The organism is Sorangium sp. So ce363, from assembly GCF_051520435.1.
In the GTDB taxonomy this organism is placed as follows: domain Bacteria; phylum Myxococcota_A; class Polyangia; order Polyangiales; family Polyangiaceae; genus Sorangium; species Sorangium cellulosum_B.
Map to the genome: position 1 here is coordinate 11,068,620 of NZ_CP150333.1, position 15,560 is coordinate 11,084,179.

11 protein-coding genes are annotated in these 15,560 nt (G+C 72.9%); 4 read left to right on the forward strand and 7 right to left on the reverse strand.

Translation table 11 applies throughout. From position 1 onward, the window contains the following. Positions 1 to 293: 293 nt before the first annotated feature. Both WMF12_RS41700 and WMF12_RS41705 read left to right on the forward strand, forming a co-directional pair. Positions 294 to 3,644 carry a DNA translocase FtsK 4TM domain-containing protein gene (locus WMF12_RS41700; RefSeq protein WP_437854224.1) on the forward strand — a complete coding sequence of 1,117 codons (3,351 nt, stop codon included), beginning with the start codon at positions 294 to 296 and terminating at the stop codon, positions 3,642 to 3,644. Between the two features lie 180 nt (positions 3,645 to 3,824). Continuing rightward, positions 3,825 to 4,052, forward strand: a complete 228-nt coding sequence (locus WMF12_RS41705) for a hypothetical protein (RefSeq protein ID WP_162144043.1) — start codon at positions 3,825 to 3,827, stop codon at positions 4,050 to 4,052. 451 nt (positions 4,053 to 4,503) lie between these two features. On the opposite strand, the gene WMF12_RS41710 is transcribed toward WMF12_RS41705, so the two are convergent. The 3 genes from WMF12_RS41710 to WMF12_RS41720 form a co-directional block, all read right to left on the reverse strand. Then, complete coding sequence (locus WMF12_RS41710) at positions 4,504 to 4,863, reverse strand: hypothetical protein (RefSeq protein ID WP_437295800.1); 360 nt, start codon at positions 4,861 to 4,863, stop codon at positions 4,504 to 4,506. A gap of 252 nt (positions 4,864 to 5,115) precedes the next feature. Further along, entirely contained in the window at positions 5,116 to 5,457 is a 342-nt protein-coding gene (locus WMF12_RS41715) for a hypothetical protein (RefSeq protein WP_437854226.1), read from the reverse strand. A 759-nt stretch (positions 5,458 to 6,216) separates the two neighbouring features. Further along, entirely contained in the window at positions 6,217 to 7,014 is a 798-nt protein-coding gene (locus WMF12_RS41720; protein ID WP_437854228.1) for a hypothetical protein, read from the reverse strand. Between the two features lie 7 nt (positions 7,015 to 7,021). Here WMF12_RS41720 and WMF12_RS41725 point away from each other — a divergent pair, with 7 nt between their 5' ends. Continuing rightward, positions 7,022 to 8,662 carry a cyclic nucleotide-binding domain-containing protein gene (locus tag WMF12_RS41725; RefSeq protein ID WP_437854230.1) on the forward strand — a complete coding sequence of 547 codons (1,641 nt, stop codon included), beginning with the start codon at positions 7,022 to 7,024 and terminating at the stop codon, positions 8,660 to 8,662. 97 nt (positions 8,663 to 8,759) lie between these two features. On the opposite strand, the gene WMF12_RS41730 is transcribed toward WMF12_RS41725, so the two are convergent. From WMF12_RS41730 to WMF12_RS41745, 4 genes are all read right to left on the reverse strand, one after another. Then, entirely contained in the window at positions 8,760 to 9,479 is a 720-nt protein-coding gene (locus WMF12_RS41730) for a hypothetical protein (RefSeq protein WP_437854232.1), read from the reverse strand. Positions 9,480 to 9,587: 108 nt separating this feature from the next. Continuing rightward, positions 9,588 to 10,592: a hypothetical protein gene (locus WMF12_RS41735; RefSeq protein WP_437854234.1), complete on the reverse strand. Its 1,005-nt coding sequence runs from the start codon at positions 10,590 to 10,592 to the stop codon at positions 9,588 to 9,590. Between the two features lie 10 nt (positions 10,593 to 10,602). Continuing rightward, entirely contained in the window at positions 10,603 to 11,706 is a 1,104-nt protein-coding gene (locus WMF12_RS41740; protein WP_437854236.1) for a M50 family metallopeptidase, read from the reverse strand. Positions 11,707 to 11,902: 196 nt separating this feature from the next. Beyond that, positions 11,903 to 12,469 carry a hypothetical protein gene (locus WMF12_RS41745; protein WP_437742297.1) on the reverse strand — a complete coding sequence of 189 codons (567 nt, stop codon included), beginning with the start codon at positions 12,467 to 12,469 and terminating at the stop codon, positions 11,903 to 11,905. Between the two features lie 270 nt (positions 12,470 to 12,739). Here WMF12_RS41745 and WMF12_RS41750 point away from each other — a divergent pair, with 270 nt between their 5' ends. Continuing rightward, positions 12,740 to 14,560: a right-handed parallel beta-helix repeat-containing protein gene (locus tag WMF12_RS41750; RefSeq protein WP_437854239.1), complete on the forward strand. Its 1,821-nt coding sequence runs from the start codon at positions 12,740 to 12,742 to the stop codon at positions 14,558 to 14,560. Positions 14,561 to 15,560 lie beyond the last annotated feature (1,000 nt).

Below are 15,560 nucleotides of genomic sequence, written 5' to 3' on the forward strand. Positions count from 1 at the left end.
TAGAGAGGAGCCTTTTCAAAGTCTGCGCGAAATCTGGCCAGAACTCCAGCGCGCCGTCGGCCGGCGATCCCCACCCTCCCGGCTCCCTCCCCCTCGCCTACGCTGCCCGGAAGCGGCTGCGTTTCGCCCTCCCGGCGAGCTCAGACACGCGGCGCTTGGCGGCGCTCACGCCCACCTCGCCCCTTCCTTGTCTGTCCCGCCGCTTCCGGTCTCTTCCACTTCTTGCAGCCCTCCCATACTTCTTGCCCCCGGAGCGAAGTGCGCATATGTGAGCAAAGTAGGTACAGGTAGGTATGCACGTCCCCTTGTTCGCTCCTCGCCGTGCCCAGCCCGCCGCCGGCCTTGGCGAGCCCTTGCGGTCCGGCGCGCGCGGCGCCGCGCGGACCAGCCCAGCAGGGATCGCGGGTCCTGCTGCGCCGCCGGGCCATGGCTACACCCGGGATGCGGCGGCGCTGGTTCTGCTGGTCTCCGCCCTGTACAGCGCGCTGGCGCTCGCGTCCTTTCGCGGGGATCCGCTGCGGCCGGAGGTCTCCGGCGACGACTGGGTGGGGCCCGTGGGCGCTGCGCTCGCGGGGACGTCGATCGAGGCGATCGGCGTCATCGCGTGGTTCGTCCCGCTCGAGCTCGCGCTGCTCGCGATGCCGCTCCTGGGGGCGAAGCGCTCGATCGCCAGCCTGTTCCGGCTGAGCGGCGACATCGTGGTGGTCATCGTGCTCGCGGCGCTCGCGCACGTCGCGTTCCCGCGCGCGGTCGCGTTCGGCGCGATGCCGCTCGGCGGGGCCGTGGGCGAGCTGTTCGGGGAGGTGCTGCGCGCGCTCTTCTCGAACATCGGGTCCTACATCATCGGGCTCACCATCGTCGCGCTCATCCTGATGGGCCGCGCGACGTTCTCGTTCATCGAGCTCGCGCACCGGGCTGAGCAGCTCGTGATCGCCATCGCCGTGCGCGTCGCCGGCTGGGCGCGCGCGCTCTTCGGGGCGTGGGCCGCGGCGCGCGACCTGGAGCGGCAGACCGAGGCCAAGACGCAGAACGCGCCGCCGATCATCGCGCGCAACTCGAGTCCGGACGCGATCATCGCCGCGCTGGCAGACGACACCGACGAGCGGCCCTCCGATCCCGCCGCCAGGGCAACGCCCGTCGAGCCGGCGCCCGTCGAGGCGCCGGCGCTCGATCTCTGGAAGAGCGCGCCGTTCGACGCGTCCCCCGAGGAGCCGGCCGCCCCGGCGAAGCCGCGGCGCGGGCGGAAGGCGCAGGCCAAGGAGCCGCGCGAAGCGGCGCAGCAGGGCGCAGAGCCGCGCGGGGCAGAGCCGCACGACGCCGAGCCGCGCGAGGTGGAGATCCACGGCGGAGAGGCGCACGAGGTGGTGACCCACGGCGCCGAGCCGCACGAGCTGGTGATCCACGGCGGTGAGACGCACGAGGTGGTGACCCGCGGCGCCGAGCCCAGCGAGGCAGCGCAGCGGGACGACGAGCCGCGCGAGGCGGTGTCGCAGGGCGCCGAGCCGCGCGGCCGGGCGCAGCGCGCTGCCGAGCCGCGCGAGGGAACGCAGCGCCGAGCAGCACGGCGTCGCGCCGCGCCTCCCGCGGCGCCGCGCGGCGCCGCCGCCCAGGAGGACAGCGAAGAGCCGCCGTTCGGAGGCGAGGCGCACATCGACGAGGAGGAGGGCAACCTCGACGAGGAGCAGGGCGACCTCGACAAGGAGCAGGGCGACCTCGACGAGGACGAGCCGGTGGTGCTCGCGGCGCTCGACCCGGGTGACGACGAGATGGTGACCGCTCTCGGAGAACCGGACGAGGTCGACGTGCCGACACCGTCGCCCATCCTGCCCGTGCGCCACCGGCGCGAGCTGCCCGCGCGTGAGCTGCCCGCGCGCGAGCTGCCCGCGCGTGAGCTGCCCGCGCGCGAGCTGCCCGCGCGTGAGCTGCCCGCGCGCGCGCCGGACGCCGCGGCGGCTCATCGCGAGCTGCCCGCGCGCGCGCCGGACGCCGCGGTGGCCCACCGCGAGCCCTCGCCCGCCATCGGCCCGGAGCGGGCTCGCGGGGTCGCGCCGCGCGACCCGACCATCGTCGATACGAGCCGCGAGCTCGTCAGCGAGAAGCCGGCCGTGGTGAAGGTTGTCCCGGCGGCCGGAGCGGGCTTCCGCCTGCCGCTGACGGACATGCTCGAGGCGGCCGCGGGCGGGCGCCTGCAGCTCGACGCGGATCAGCTGAAGGCGACCGCGCAGCTCCTCGAGAAGACGCTCGCCGACTACGGCGTCAGCGGGAAGGTCGAGGAGATCCACCCGGGGCCGACCGTCACGACGTTCGAGGTCTCTCCCGCCGCCGGCACCAAGGTGTCGAAGGTCGCAGGCCTCGCGGACGACCTCGCGCTCGGCCTCTCGCGCAAGGTCCGCATCGTCGCCCCCATCCCCGGCAAGAACCGGATCGGCTTCGAGATCCCGAACGAGCACCGCCTGCCCGTCAACCTGCGCGAGCTCGTCGAGGATCGCCGCTTCATCGAGATGAAGGCGCCGCTTCCGTGCGTGCTCGGCCGCGACATCATCGGGACGCCGTACTTCGCCGACCTCGCGTCGATGCCGCACGTCATCGTCGCGGGCGCGACCGGCGCGGGCAAGAGCGTGGGCCTCAACGTGATGCTGGTGAGCCTGCTCTTCCGCAAGACGCCGGAGGAGCTCAGGCTGCTGATGATCGATCCCAAGGTCGTCGAGCTCGCGCCCTTCGACCGCATCCCGCACCTGCTCCTGCCGGTCGTGACGGACATGAAGCAGGCGGCGAACGCGCTCAAGTGGGCCGTCGACGAGATGGAGCGCCGGTACCAGCTCTTCGCGAACGCGGGGACGAAGAACATCACGACCTACAACGCCTGGGTCGAGCGCGTGCAGCGCGGCGAGGCGCGCCCGCCGAAGCCCCCGGCCAGGGTGAGCGCCGTCGGCGCCGACGGGCTCGAGGTGGAGATCGACGCGGCGAAGGACGGGTCGGACGCGGCGCTGCCGGAGAAGATCCCGTTCATCGTGATCGTGGTCGACGAGTTCGCCGACCTCATGATGCAGCAAGGCAAGGACGTGGAGGCGAGCGTGGCCCGCCTCGCGCAGAAGGCGCGCGCCGCCGGCATGCACGTGATCCTCGCGACGCAGCGGCCGAGCGTCGACGTGATCACCGGCATGATCAAGGCGAACTTCCCGACGCGCATCGCCTTCCGTGTCGCCCAGAAGGTGGATAGCCGGACGATCCTCGACGAGCAGGGCGCGGAGCACCTGCTCGGCCGCGGCGACATGCTGATCAAGATGAACGGCTCGAACGATACGCGCCGCGTCCAGTGCCCGTTCTGCTCGGAGGAGGAGGTCCAGAAGATCACCGACTTCCTCCGGCTCCAGGGCGAGCCCGTCTACGACGAGGCGATCCTCCGGCCCCGAGACGACGAGGGCGAGGAGCCCGACACGTCCGACGCGGAGGCCGATCCGATGTACGACGCCGCGGTTCGCATCGTGGCCGACACCCGGCGCTGCTCGACCTCGTGGCTGCAGCGCAAGCTCGGCGTCGGCTACAACCGCGCGGCCAAGCTGGTCGAGGCGATGGAGAAGCGTGGGCTCGTCGGGCCCGCGAACGGCGCCAAGGATCGCGAGGTGCTGATCGCGCCGATTTGACCCTATGTGATTTATCTTGACGCCACTGCACAGAGGGTGTTGGCACGCCGCCGACCCAGGCAAGCGGGACAGACGGGATGTCGAGGAGCACACAGCGTCGAGGTGCCCGCCGACGGGGCTGCGCGCCGGCATGGCGGTTCTTTTGACTTTCCCGTTCGAATGCTTCATGGAGCACCCAGGATGGCGCCCGAGGAAACGCGCACGCGTCTGATCGCCCAGATCGCGAGCCTCCTGAACGACGGGACGATGCCCGCAGACGCCCGCGCAGCGGGGCTGACGCTCATCGGCTGGCTCGCGAGACGCATGCCCGGAGAGGCCGCATCGCGGGATGGTGTCGAGGAGATGTGCCGTCGCGCGGCGGTCCTGGGCTGCCGGCCGCGGCGCATCGGTGGACGGCGCTCCACCTGACCCGGCGTCATTGCACGGGCCGCGGACGCACCCGCGCGTGCCCCGTTCTCAACCAGGATCCGCCAGGCCCCCTGGCCGGGCGCTTTGCAGGCGCACGCGGCGTTCGCTCCTTATACGTCGGGCCACGTCGAATTCACGTCGGAGCGTCGCCTTGGATCCGCGTTCGCGTCGCGAATGTGTGCCAGCACCGGGTTCTGACGGGCACCTGACGGGCAGCTGACGGGCAACGATCGCGAGGCGAGCGCTAAAAGCGACATCCGTACCGTAATTTGTACGTGCCGTAGCGAGCGCGGCTAAGCTCCTGGGTGGCGCGGCTTTCCGCGCCGCGGGGCTCGCGCGACGCCCGATCCGGGACGTCGGCTCGCTCGGTACCATGGGGTAAACGGCCGCAGTGGGGCCTGTGATAGGTGGTGTTGCTCATGGCGAACCGCGTGGTCGCCCTCCCCGAACCTCACCCGAATGACGATGAAGATGTCGTGTGGGGGATCTCCACGGCAAGCGCGCTGTGGGCGCGCGGCGAGCGGCGCGACGCTATCGTGTGGCTGCGACGCGCGGCCGACGCCGCCGGGGCGGCCGGGCAGCCGTTCCGCGCCTCGGAGCTCGGGCTGTGCGTGACGGCGCTCGAGGAGGTCATGGCCTCGGAGGTCGGGCAGCCGAGCGATCCCGATCTCCTGGAGACCATCGACAGCGAAGGCGACGCGCCGCCCCCGTCCTCTGACGAGGCGCCGCCGTCGGACGAGCAGACCTGGCGCCGCCGCATGTCGCTCACCCAGGAGCTGCGCGCCTCGATGCCCTCGATCGAGATCGACATGTTCGAACCGCTCTCGCAGCCGGAGCTGGCGGCCGAAGCAGAGCGACTGACGGGATCGTCCCGGCCGTCGCCGCCGCTCAGCCCGGGCGCAGAGGGCGGGCAGGGCGCCGGAGCACGACCGATCGCGCCGTTCTCCCCCGCGCCGCCCGGCCATGCGCAAGGCAGCACGTCGCCCCCCACGCCGCCGATGGCGCAGCGGCCGACGCAGCAGCCTCCCGGCGGTGCCTTCCCGCAGGCTGCGCCGCCCCCCGTTCAGCCGCCGCCGCCCTTCGCGCCGGCGGCTCCGCCTGCCGTGTCGCGCTCGCAGCCGCCGCCCTTCGCGCAGGCGGCTCCGCCTGCCGTGTCGCGCTCGCAGCCGCCGCCCTTCGCGCCGGCGGCTCCGCCTGCCGTGTCGCGCTCGCAGCCGCCGCCCTTCGCGCCGGCGGCTCCGCCTGCCGTGTCGCGCTCGCAGCCGCCGCCCTTCGCGCCGGCGGCTCCGCCCGTGTCGCGCTCGCAGCCGCCGCCCGCCGCGTACCCGCAGCGGCTCGACCCACCGCACGCGCAACCGCTGGCGCCGTCGGCCGCGCCCTCCGCACCGCCGACGGCTGCGCCCAACGTCCAGGCCGGCGCGATGTACCGGAGTCAGCCACCGCCGGCGGCTGCGCTGTCCGCCCCCATGGCGAACGCCATTCCGCCGCTGCCTCCCGCGCCGGGGGTTCCGTCGTTCCGGCAGCAGCTCACCACGGACCCGCTTCTGGTGACAGCGCAGGCGAAGACACCGAGCGCGCGACCGCCCGCCCCGATACCGCCGCCGGCCGTACCGCGGGGAGCATCGCGGCGGCCGTCATCGATCCCCCCTCGCCCTGCCTCCGTGCCCACGCCGCAGGAGCTGCAGGCTGCCCTACCTCCATCGCCGGAGCGCGGCCGGTCCGACCCCGCGATGAGCCCCCTGCAGCCCCCGCGCCCCGCCGGCACACGCTCCATGAGCGAGCCACCGCCCGCGGCACCGCGACCTCCGTCGGCGCTTCCGGCGGTACCTCTACCTGCTCCACCGCTGCAGAGCCTCATCGCGGAGCCGCAGCCGCCGGCGATAGGAGGCGCCGCGCCCGCGTCGCGCCCGCCGTCGTTCAGACCTCCGCCAGCGCCGCATCCGGCGTCCCTCGGACTTCCGCCAGCGCCGCCCCCGCCGTCGTTCGGGCCTCCACCTGCGTCGCACCCGCCGTCGTTCGGACCTCCGCCAGCGCCGCCTCCGCCGTCCTTCGGGCCTCCACCCGCGCCGCCTCCGCCCACGTTCGGGTCTCCACCCGCGTCGCACCCGCCGCCTTTTGCGCCCCCGCGCCCGCAGCCTGCGGCAGTACCGCATCCGCCGTCTTTTCAACCTCCGCGCCCGCAACCTCCGCCTCCGCCCGCCGTGCCGACACCCGCTGCGCCGTCAGCTGGCGTGCTTGCACACCCGCAGGTGCTCCCCCCGCCGGTGTCGCCGCCGTCTTTCGCGCCGCCGCAACCGCCGATCAGCACGCCGCCACACCCGCAGGCTCTGCCCCCCCCGACGCCGCCGCCGCCCACGCTGACCTCCGCGACACCGCCGCCCGGCGCGCTTCCGCCGCCCGCGGCGCCGCCGCCCGCGGCGCCGCCGCTGGCCTCGTCGATGCCGGTCGCGCCGCCTGCTGCGCCTCCCGATGCGCCCTCGGGGGCCGCCGCGCCACCGCCATCACCTGCCGTGCCGCCGCTCGCCGCGCCGCCGCCATCGCCTGCTGCGCCACCGCTGTCTGTCTCGGCGTCCGCCACGCCATCACCCGCCGGCCCGCCGCCCGCCGCGCCATCGCCGGCGTCCGTGCCGCCGCCCGCGCAGCCCGCCGCGCCATCGTTGCCGGTATCCGCCGCACCTCTGGCCGCAGCGGCTTCGCTCCAGACATCGGCGTCGCACCAGGCCCCGAGCCCTCCAGCCCCCGCCGACGAGCACGCGCCCAGCGACGAAATCGGCGAGATCGTCGTCGAGGCTGAGGCCCCGACGCCCACCCCGGCCCGCACAGGCACGGCCGCGCCCGCACAGGGAGCGATCAGCTCCAAACGCAGGCCGCGCGAGCCGATCCTCGACCCCTGGTCCGAGGACGCGGAGCCAGCCGCGCCGCCGCGGCCTCCCCAGGAGATCATCACGTCGAACGGCGACACGTACCTCGTGGCCCGCAGGCATCCCTCGACGCCACAGCCGGGCGACGAAGAGGAAGACGAGGTCATCACCTCGGCAGCGCCGCTCGATCTGACGCTCAAGCGGAAGCCGATCTCCGCGCGACCTCCCGCGCCCCCGACGCCTGCGGCGGCGCGCACCCGCCCGGCGACGCCCACCGGAAACGAACCCCCAGGACACCTCGGGGCCTCGGCCGACAACGTTCCCGCGAAGGGCGCCGCAAATTCCGCGAGCGACGGCGCAAACATCGAGCCCCCTGCGAGCGCAGACGCGTCGCCCGCGGAGTCGACGATCGAGGGGACGATCGTCATCGAGCTCTCTGACAGCGACCTCGAAGCGCCGATGTCGAGCCGGCTCGCCACCCCTCCGCCTTCGCCACAGGCAGCGGAGCAGGACGACGACCTGCAGACGACGGCCACCCCGTCCCGCGGCGAGCCCGCGCCCCACGGCGCCGAGGTCCAGGCGCCGCGCCCGCGCGCGCTCGATGAAGCCTCGGGCGAGCCCGCGCCGGAACCCGTGGAAGAGCTGCTCGACGACGCGGACCTCGCGCTCGTCGAGGAGCCCCCAGCCCAGGCGCCCGCCGCCGCGCCGCGGCCTGCGTCCGCCACCTACGCCCGCGCGCCGGCCTCGGTCGAGGCCCTCCCCGATCTCGCCGCGGCGCCGCGCGTGGATGCGCCCGCGGTCGAGGGGCGGCGGTCGGCCGCAGGCGAGAGCGCCGACCTCGCCGCGATGGCGCTCGACGCGCCGCCCAGCGCGCCACCGGAGACGGAGGCGCTCGCGGCCCTCGACCTCGCACCGGAGATCGCGCCGGATCTGCCGCGGCCCGGCGCGGCCAGCGCCGCGCCAGCCGCCAACGCCGCGGCCCTCACCGGCCGCGACCTGGAGCAGATCGAGGCGTTCGCGGACCTGCCCGAGGAGATGCACGACGAGCTCGCGCTCGCAGCGCGCGTGGAAGACCTCTCGTCCGACGAGGAGCTCACCGTCGATGGGGCGGCGCTGGTCCTGCGCGGGGACGCCGCCGTGTGCGCGAACATCGTCGATATCCCCGCCGAGCGCGCCGCGACGCGGACGCTCGTGCCGTCCCGAGGGACGCTCGAGGAAGGCATCCCCCTGCGCGTCGTCGCCGGCGCGGACGGCGCGCGGGTGGCGATCTGGGACCAGGCGACCATCGATCACGCGCTCCGCAGCTGCCCCTGGGTGCTCGACGAGCTGCGCACCGTCGCAGACCGGATCCAGTCGCTCGCAGGCGCCACGATGGGGCCGCTGGGCGAGCTCGAAGATGCGCTGCTGCGCCGCGTCCTCGGTCGGCTCCGGCTGCGCGGCCTGGCGCCCGGCGAGCACCTCGTCCACGCCGGCAACCCCATCCCCGGGCTCGTGATCATCGGCGCCGGCGCGCTGGAGCTGGTCGCGGAGCGATCGCAGGAGATCGCAGGCACCGCGAGGCCCGGCGAGCTCCTGTTCGCCTCGGAGCTGCTCGGAGGCCAGCCGGCGCCGTCGATCGCTCGCGCCGCCGGGGGCGGCGCGCTCGTGCTCCTCGCCGACCACCCCACGCTGCGCGAGCTGTTCGAGAGCACGCCCGAGCTGCTCTCCATCCTGGCGCAGTCGGTCTCGATGAACGCTCAGCGCGGCTGAGGCCGCGCGCGGAGCCTAGGCCGCGCGGGGCTCGGCTGGCTCCGCGCGTCAGCGAGCCCTGGCGGGATGCCCGGCGGGCGGAGCTAGAGCTGGCCGCCTAGAGCTGGCCGCTCTTCGGCCCCAGCGGCCGCGCGGCCCCCTGCTCCAGCTCGGCAGGATCGATGGGCTCCGCTTCCTCGTTGACCTGCCAGACGAGCTCGCTGTTGCCCTGCGCCCCGGCGAAGCGGAGCCCGAACCACCTCGCGCTCGGCGAGATCGTCGGCTTCCCGTCCGCGGTCGCGCGCGGGAAGCGGATGCGGAACGCCTGGCGCCACACCGTGTTGTACGGGAAGTAGGTCCGCTCGAGCGCGTTCGGCTTGGCGATCGCGACGATCTCCTCGGGCGCCGTCTCGTTCCCGGTGTCGTCGATCAGCCGCACGATCCACGCGCTGTTCGGCGTCGAGAGGTCGTTGTACTTGCGCTCGCCCCCGAAGATCGCGACGAAGAACTGATGGCGCTGGCGCGTCTCCTCGAGCGTCTTCTCGAGCAGCTTCTGCCGCTGCTCGATCGTGAGCCGGTAGTCCTGCGCGTAGCGGACCACGTAGGCCCAGCGGAAGTCCCACGACTCGAAGGTCGCGGTGGCGGTGAGGAAGTTGTCGAGCTCGGAGAGCGCGAACAGGTGCTCCGTGCGCGTCCAGCTGCGCAGCACGTTCTCGTAGTCCGTCGCGACGTACTCGCGGGGCCCCTCGTTCAGGCTCACGAGCTGGGTCGAGCAGCCGGCCGGGCCGAGTAGCGCCGCGAGAACCAGACCGCGCCGGAGCCATCCTGCGTTGACCACGCGGCCAGGGTACCGAGCGCCCGCGCTGGATGCACGCACACTCGAAGCCGATCCCGCGCCTTCGGCGCCTTCGGCCAGAAGCGCGCCCGGCGAGCGCGCCCGCCGCGCTCACGGGGGCGCCCGTGGAGCGCCTGTCGGGAAGGTGAACCCGACGCTGAACCGCGCGGCGTAATACGAGGCGACGTCGCCGCGCAGCGGGGTGGTGACCGGCAAGAGCACGCTCAGCGCCGGCTGCACGTTCGACAGGATGAAGCGGACGCTCGGCGAGACCGCGAACGTCGCGCGCCGGTCGTCCAGCACGTCCTGGGTCAGCTGGTAGACCTCCCACAGCTCCAGACCCACCCCGACCGGCCTGGCGATCCGGTAGCCGAAGTAGAACGCCGTGTGCGCCGTGATGTCGGTGCGGCGCTCCCCGGACCGCGGGCGGCGCACGACCAGCGACCAGTCGAGGCCCTGCCTGAGCTGGAAGATGAACGGCCCGGTGATGTGCCGCATGTCGAACCAGGGGCGGAACGTGAGCGTGAGCTCCCGGAAGCGCGTCTCGTCCCACGGCCGCACCACGCGCGCCGTCCGGAGCACCTCGGCCTGGTCGCGCGAGACGTCGCGCGGGACGGGGAGCACGAGGCCGAAGCCTCCGCCGGAGGCGAGCCCGCGCACGCTCGACCAGACGCCGCGCCCGTACAGCTCGGGGCTCCCGAGCAGGATCGACCGCTCGACCCCCGGGACGCTCGCCGCGGCGCTGTCATGCACCGCGCCGACGAACCACTTGCGCGGGACGAGCGGCACCTCCATCTCGCCGTGCGAGTACCAGGCGAAGGCGAGCTTGCCGCCCGCCCGGCTCGCCGCGTCGGGCTCGATCACGGCCGCCGTGTACTCGAAGGTGAAGGTCGGATCGCGCAGCGTGAGCCCGGGGAGCGTCGGGGGCGCGGGGACGTCGAAGACGGCCTCGTCTTCCTCGTCGGACCACGCGCCCGGCGCCGCGGCCAGCGCGGACGCCGGCCGCGCGCACGGCCAGAGCGAGAGCAGCGGCAGGCAGCGCAGCAGGAGCCGCATCACCGCGCGGGCGAGACGCCCGCCGGGCGCCGGAACCCGCGCGGGCGGCCTCGTCGCCACGCAGGGAGGGCTACTTCGACCCGAGGCCGAAGTCGTTCGCGGTGACGTAGAGCATCAGCCCGAGCAGCATGAACACGCCGACCAGGTGGATGTGCGCCTCGACGCGCGCGTTCGGCCGGCGCCGCGTGGCGGCCTCGTAAAACAGGAACATCAGGCGGCCGCCGTCCAGGGCGGGGAACGGGATCAGGTTGAACGCGCCGAGGTAGGCCGAGAGCACCCCGAGGAACTCGAGCCCGTGCGGCAAGCCGCGCTTGGCCGCGTGCGCGGTCTCCCCGATCATCCGCGCCGGGCCCCCGAGCTCGCCCTCGATCTTGCCCGTGAGGACCTGGCCGAGCCCGACGACCAGGTCCTGCACGACCTTCGGCGGCATCTTCAGCGCGAGCAGCGCGGCCTCACTCGCGGTCACCGGCACCCGCTGGACCGGCCCGACGGGGATCACGCCGATCTTGCCCGAGCCGCTCTCGTTGGCAGGCGTGACCTTGGCCGAGACGCGCTCGCCCGCGCGCTCCACCACGAGGTCGAGCGGACGGCCGGGGCTCTTGGAGATGATCTCCGCCATCTTCTCCCAGTCGTGGACCGGGGTCCCGTCGATCTCGACGATGCGGTCGCCGTCCTTCAGGCTGGCCGCCGCCGGCATCCCGGCGACCACGCCGATGTCGGTCAGGCGGTGGGGCTTGCCGCCCACCATCAGGCTCGCGAAGAAGAGGACCGACGCGAACAGGTAATTGGCGAGCGGACCGGCGAAGATCGCGGCGATCCGGCCCATCAGGCTCGCGTTCGCGTAGCTGCCCTTGTCCTCGGGATCGACCTCCTCGAGGGGGTTCATCCCCGCGATCTGCACGTACGCCAGGAAGGGGATCATGGCGACCTGGAACACGGTGGGGCCGTGCTTCACCGGGTCGTGGCGAAAGAGCCGCACGCGGACCTTGTCCGCGGCGGTCGTGAACCAGTAGTACCCGTCCTTCGGGACAACCTTGAAGAAGGTGGGGCCGAAGCCGATCGAGAACTTCAAGACGCGCATGCCGTAAGCGCGCGCGGCGAGAAAGTGCCCTCCCTCGTGGACCACCATCAGCAGGGCGAGACCGAGGATGCCTACGAAATACCAGCCGACCATCTCCGGCTAGTCTAACCAGGGCGGGCCCTGTCCGCACGTGCCCGATGTCCGCGCCGTACGCCCGCCCCGGCGAGATGCCGCCCGCGGCGGAGGCCGTGCGCTCCCGCCGGCCCCGGATGCGCCAGGAGAGCGCGACAGCAGGGCGGCACCCGGGGCGGCTCAGCCCGCCAGAGGGCCAGAGCCGGCGGGGAGCGGCTCAGCCGACGAAGAACGAGACGCCGACGCTGAAGAAGGGATACCCGATCCGCATCGTGAGCGACATGTTGTCGTTGAAGTGGTAGCGGCCGCCGACCATGGTGACGAAGTCGAGCCACACGTCGTTGTAGAACCCGTCGGTACGGACGACTGCGCCGAGATCGGCGAACGCGCTCCACTGATCGGTGAAGAAGAAGTTCCACTGCATGGTGACCGGACTCCAGATGGTGAAGTCGCGGCGGCAGTACCTGCAGTTGGTGAGATCCAGCCCGAACGAGATGGCGACAGTGTTGTTGAGCTTCGGGATGAACGCCGGGTCGGCGAGCTCGATGCTCGCCCTGAAGCCGAGGCCGAACTCGGGGTCGCCGAAGCCGTTGTAGCGCCCGGGCCCGTACCGCCGCAGGCCGTAGTCGCGGTGCATGAAGACGAAGTCCCCGTGCGGCTCGAGCTCGGCGAAGTAGCGGGGGTGATCGTTCGGATTCTTGATGTTCGCCTGCGCTTCGGGCGCGAGCGTGAGGAGGGTGGCGCCGGCAAGAGCGACGCTCACGAGCGAGGGCAGCGCTTTCATGAGCTCTTCGTACCAAAGGAAGGGCAGCGACGGAAGCAAACGGGCACGTGTCAGCCACATGACGGCCGCCGCTGGAAGGCAATGTCGCACCTCGCTCGGCGCGCTGCGCGCTGCGCGCTGCGCGCGGCGCGGGCCGGGCGCGCGCGGGCCCTGGCCGAGGCGCGCGCTCGTCTGGCTGAAGCGCGCGCTTTGGGGTAAGCCGGGGTAGCCAGAGCCGAGCGCCGCACGCGCGGCGCACCTCGGAGGGGCGGCCTTCCCCGGAGTGTCGAGATGAGAGGATCGACAAGCGTCATCCAGCTGGCCCGTGGCTGCGCGCGCATCGGCGGCGCGCTCGTCGCGGTCGCCGCGCTCGCCTGCAGCGGCACGATCCAGGTCGCGGGGCCGCCGCCCGAGGACGCGGCGCCCCCGCCGGCGCAGGCGAAGAAGCCGCCCGCGCCGGCGAAGGCCCCCGAGACGCCAGAGCCGCCGGCGCCCGCGGCGGTCGAGCCGTTCGTGGCCACGCGGGACTCCGACGAGTGGGTGCGCCAGACGCTGAAGCTGCAGGCGCGCTACGAGCGCGTCCTCGTCGTCGGCGCGCCGGCCCCCGCCGCGATCCGCGTGGCCGCGCTCGATCTGAACGCGCGCGGCGCTGCGGCCGAGCCGCGGGAGCTCCCTGTCACGCGCGCGTTCGCCACGCTCCAGGATGCGGCGGACGCGGCGCGCGGCGGCGACCTCATCGCCGTGTTGCCCGGGACGTACGCGGGGTTCTCGATTGGCGACAAGCCGAGCGCCGGCCAGGAGCGGTACATCCATTTCAAGGCGATGGGGAGCCCGGGCGAGGTCGTGATCAACCGGGGGTGCGCCGCTGACCCGAACTGGATGATTTACCTGAAGGCAGCGCACCACGTCGTGATCGAGGGCTTCAACATCGCCGGGAGCAGCGAGCCGGGCGCGCCGCGCGCGGGCACGCCGCGCGCGGGCATCATGGTGGACGGCGCGTTCGGAGAGACCGGCAGGCTCGCGCACCACATCGCCATCGTCGGCAACTTCTCTCATCACCATCACACGTGGGGGTTCCACTCCACCGACAGCCACACGGTCCTCCTGCAGGACAACCTGTTCGCCCTCTCCGGGCGCGAGCACGGCGCTTATGCGTCCGACGGCTCGGACAACTACGTGGTTCGTCGCAACGTGTTCTTCGGCAACAACGCGGGCGGGTTCCAGGCGAACCTCGATCCGGAGGCGTCGCTCGAGGAGGTGATGAAGCACCCCTCGTTCCGGAGCTATCCGCCGATGGAGCCGACCCGCGCCTGGGCCGCGGGGCTGATGAAGCTCGCGACGGACAGGTTCGGCGAGCACGGGTTTCCGGACGGCCGCGGCGTCAACTTCATCATCGAGCAGAACGTGATGAACGGCAACGGTCGCATCGGCGGTGGGGCGATCAACCTCGCCGGGCTGTCGGATTCGCTGATCCAGAACAACCTCGTTTACGCCAACCTCGCCCACGGGATCGCGCAGTGGGACAACGCGAACCCGTTCGACCGGGCCTACGTGGAGCCCGGTCCGCGCGCTCCGGAGCAGGTGAGCGGCCCGGAGGCGCTCCCGCTGTGGGGCTGCCGCAACAACCTCATCCGCAACAACACCGTGATCATGAACGCGAGCGGCCGGGCCGCGCTCCAGTGCGGCAACGGGAGCTGGGGCTGCCGGCTGCGGAACAACATCTTCGTCAACGACGCCGCGTCGTCGATCGAGGTGCTGAGCACGGGCATCTACCGGTTCGACGCGGGCAACAACGTGGTGACCCAGGTGAGCTACGGCGGGATGCCGGACGGCCTGAAGCGCCTGGCGGCGGCGCTGCCGGAGACGCGGGCGATCACGGGCATCACGCGCGCGCGGCTCGCCGCGGAGGTGGTGCGCGCGAGCGAGGAGCCGTGGGTGATCCTCGAGGGGGGCTGGTGGAAGCTGAACCCGAGCCGCCCGGATTTCAGGCCGAAGCGGTCGTCGAAGATGCTGCTCGGGCAGGGCGACGCGCGCGAGGTGCCCGCCAGGGATCTGCTCGGCGTGGAGCGCCGCGGCGCGGAGCTCGGGGCCCTGTCGCCGGGGCCGGGCTGAGGGGAGGCGGCGGCGCAGGGATCGTCGAGCACGGCGTGGCGTGCCGGGGGCGCGCCGGGCGCAGCCGGGGCGCGGAGGGCGACGACGGGGCCGCCTTCGGGTGGGCGACGGCGTCACCGGAAGCTGGTCGCGGGGATGCGCGCGCCCGGGCATGGGTTCCTCGGCGAAAAACCTTGCCGGGGGAATGAAGCAGGCGAACGATCCCGCGCCGTTGGGGCAATAACGTGGAACACCCGCGGCGTGCCCAAGGAGAACGGCGATGCGCAGCAGGACTTCTTCTTTGGTGTTCGTAATCTGTCTCGCGGCGGGCGCCGCGTTCGCAGCGTGCTCGGGCGAGACGACGGAGAACCCCGGCGGCGGCGGGGGGAGCGGAGGGAGCGGCAGCGCGGGAACGACGAGCAGCACGACGGGAGCGAGCACCAGTTCGACGACGGCCGCGACGTCGAGCGGAGCAGGCGGGGACGGCGGGGGCGGCAGCGACGGCGGCGCCACCGTGTGCGATCAGGCCTGCGACAAGGCAGACGAATGCGGATTTCCCGTGTGCGACGCCCTTCCGTTCGACTGCGCAGATCCAGCATCGGAGTGCGGCGCGCGGTGCGTGGTCGACGCGACGTGCGAGCAGCTCCAGTCGCTGGAGGGGGACACTGTCGATCCGGAGCTCGCCGGCTGCCTGAGTGAGTGCCAGGGTGACGAAGGGGGCAGTGCCTTGGAGTGCCTGAGCTGCTCGACACGAAACGGCTGCATGGATGCCTGCACAGACGACACTGGGTGTCTGCTCTGGCTTCTTTGCGCGCGGGGGTGCATGACAGACGACCCTCGCCCCGAGTGCTTCAGAAGCTGCGATGCGGATGCCGCAAACGGCCCGGGCGGTGAGGGCGTCGAGGCTCTCTACCGCGCTGTCTATGAGTGTACCTGCACTAGCTGCGCGGACACATGCGAAACCATCGCAAACCCATGCAGCCCGTGAGTTGAGAAGCCTCACCAGCGCACAGATCGATCG

Excerpts from the sequence above, each read along its gene's own strand:
- WMF12_RS41700 (WP_437854224.1), top strand. The coding sequence starts at position 294 with ATGCACGTCCCCTTGTTCGCTCCTCGCCGTGCCCAGCCCGCCGCCGGC.
- WMF12_RS41705 (WP_162144043.1), top strand. The coding sequence starts at position 3,825 with ATGGCGCCCGAGGAAACGCGCACGCGTCTGATCGCCCAGATCGCGAGC.
- WMF12_RS41710 (WP_437295800.1), bottom strand. The coding sequence starts at position 4,863 with ATGTCGATCTCGATCGAGGGCATCGAGGCGCGCAGCTCCTGGGTGAGC.
- WMF12_RS41740 (WP_437854236.1), bottom strand. The coding sequence starts at position 11,706 with ATGGTCGGCTGGTATTTCGTAGGCATCCTCGGTCTCGCCCTGCTGATG.
- WMF12_RS41745 (WP_437742297.1), bottom strand. The coding sequence starts at position 12,469 with ATGAAAGCGCTGCCCTCGCTCGTGAGCGTCGCTCTTGCCGGCGCCACC.
- WMF12_RS41750 (WP_437854239.1), top strand. The coding sequence starts at position 12,740 with ATGAGAGGATCGACAAGCGTCATCCAGCTGGCCCGTGGCTGCGCGCGC.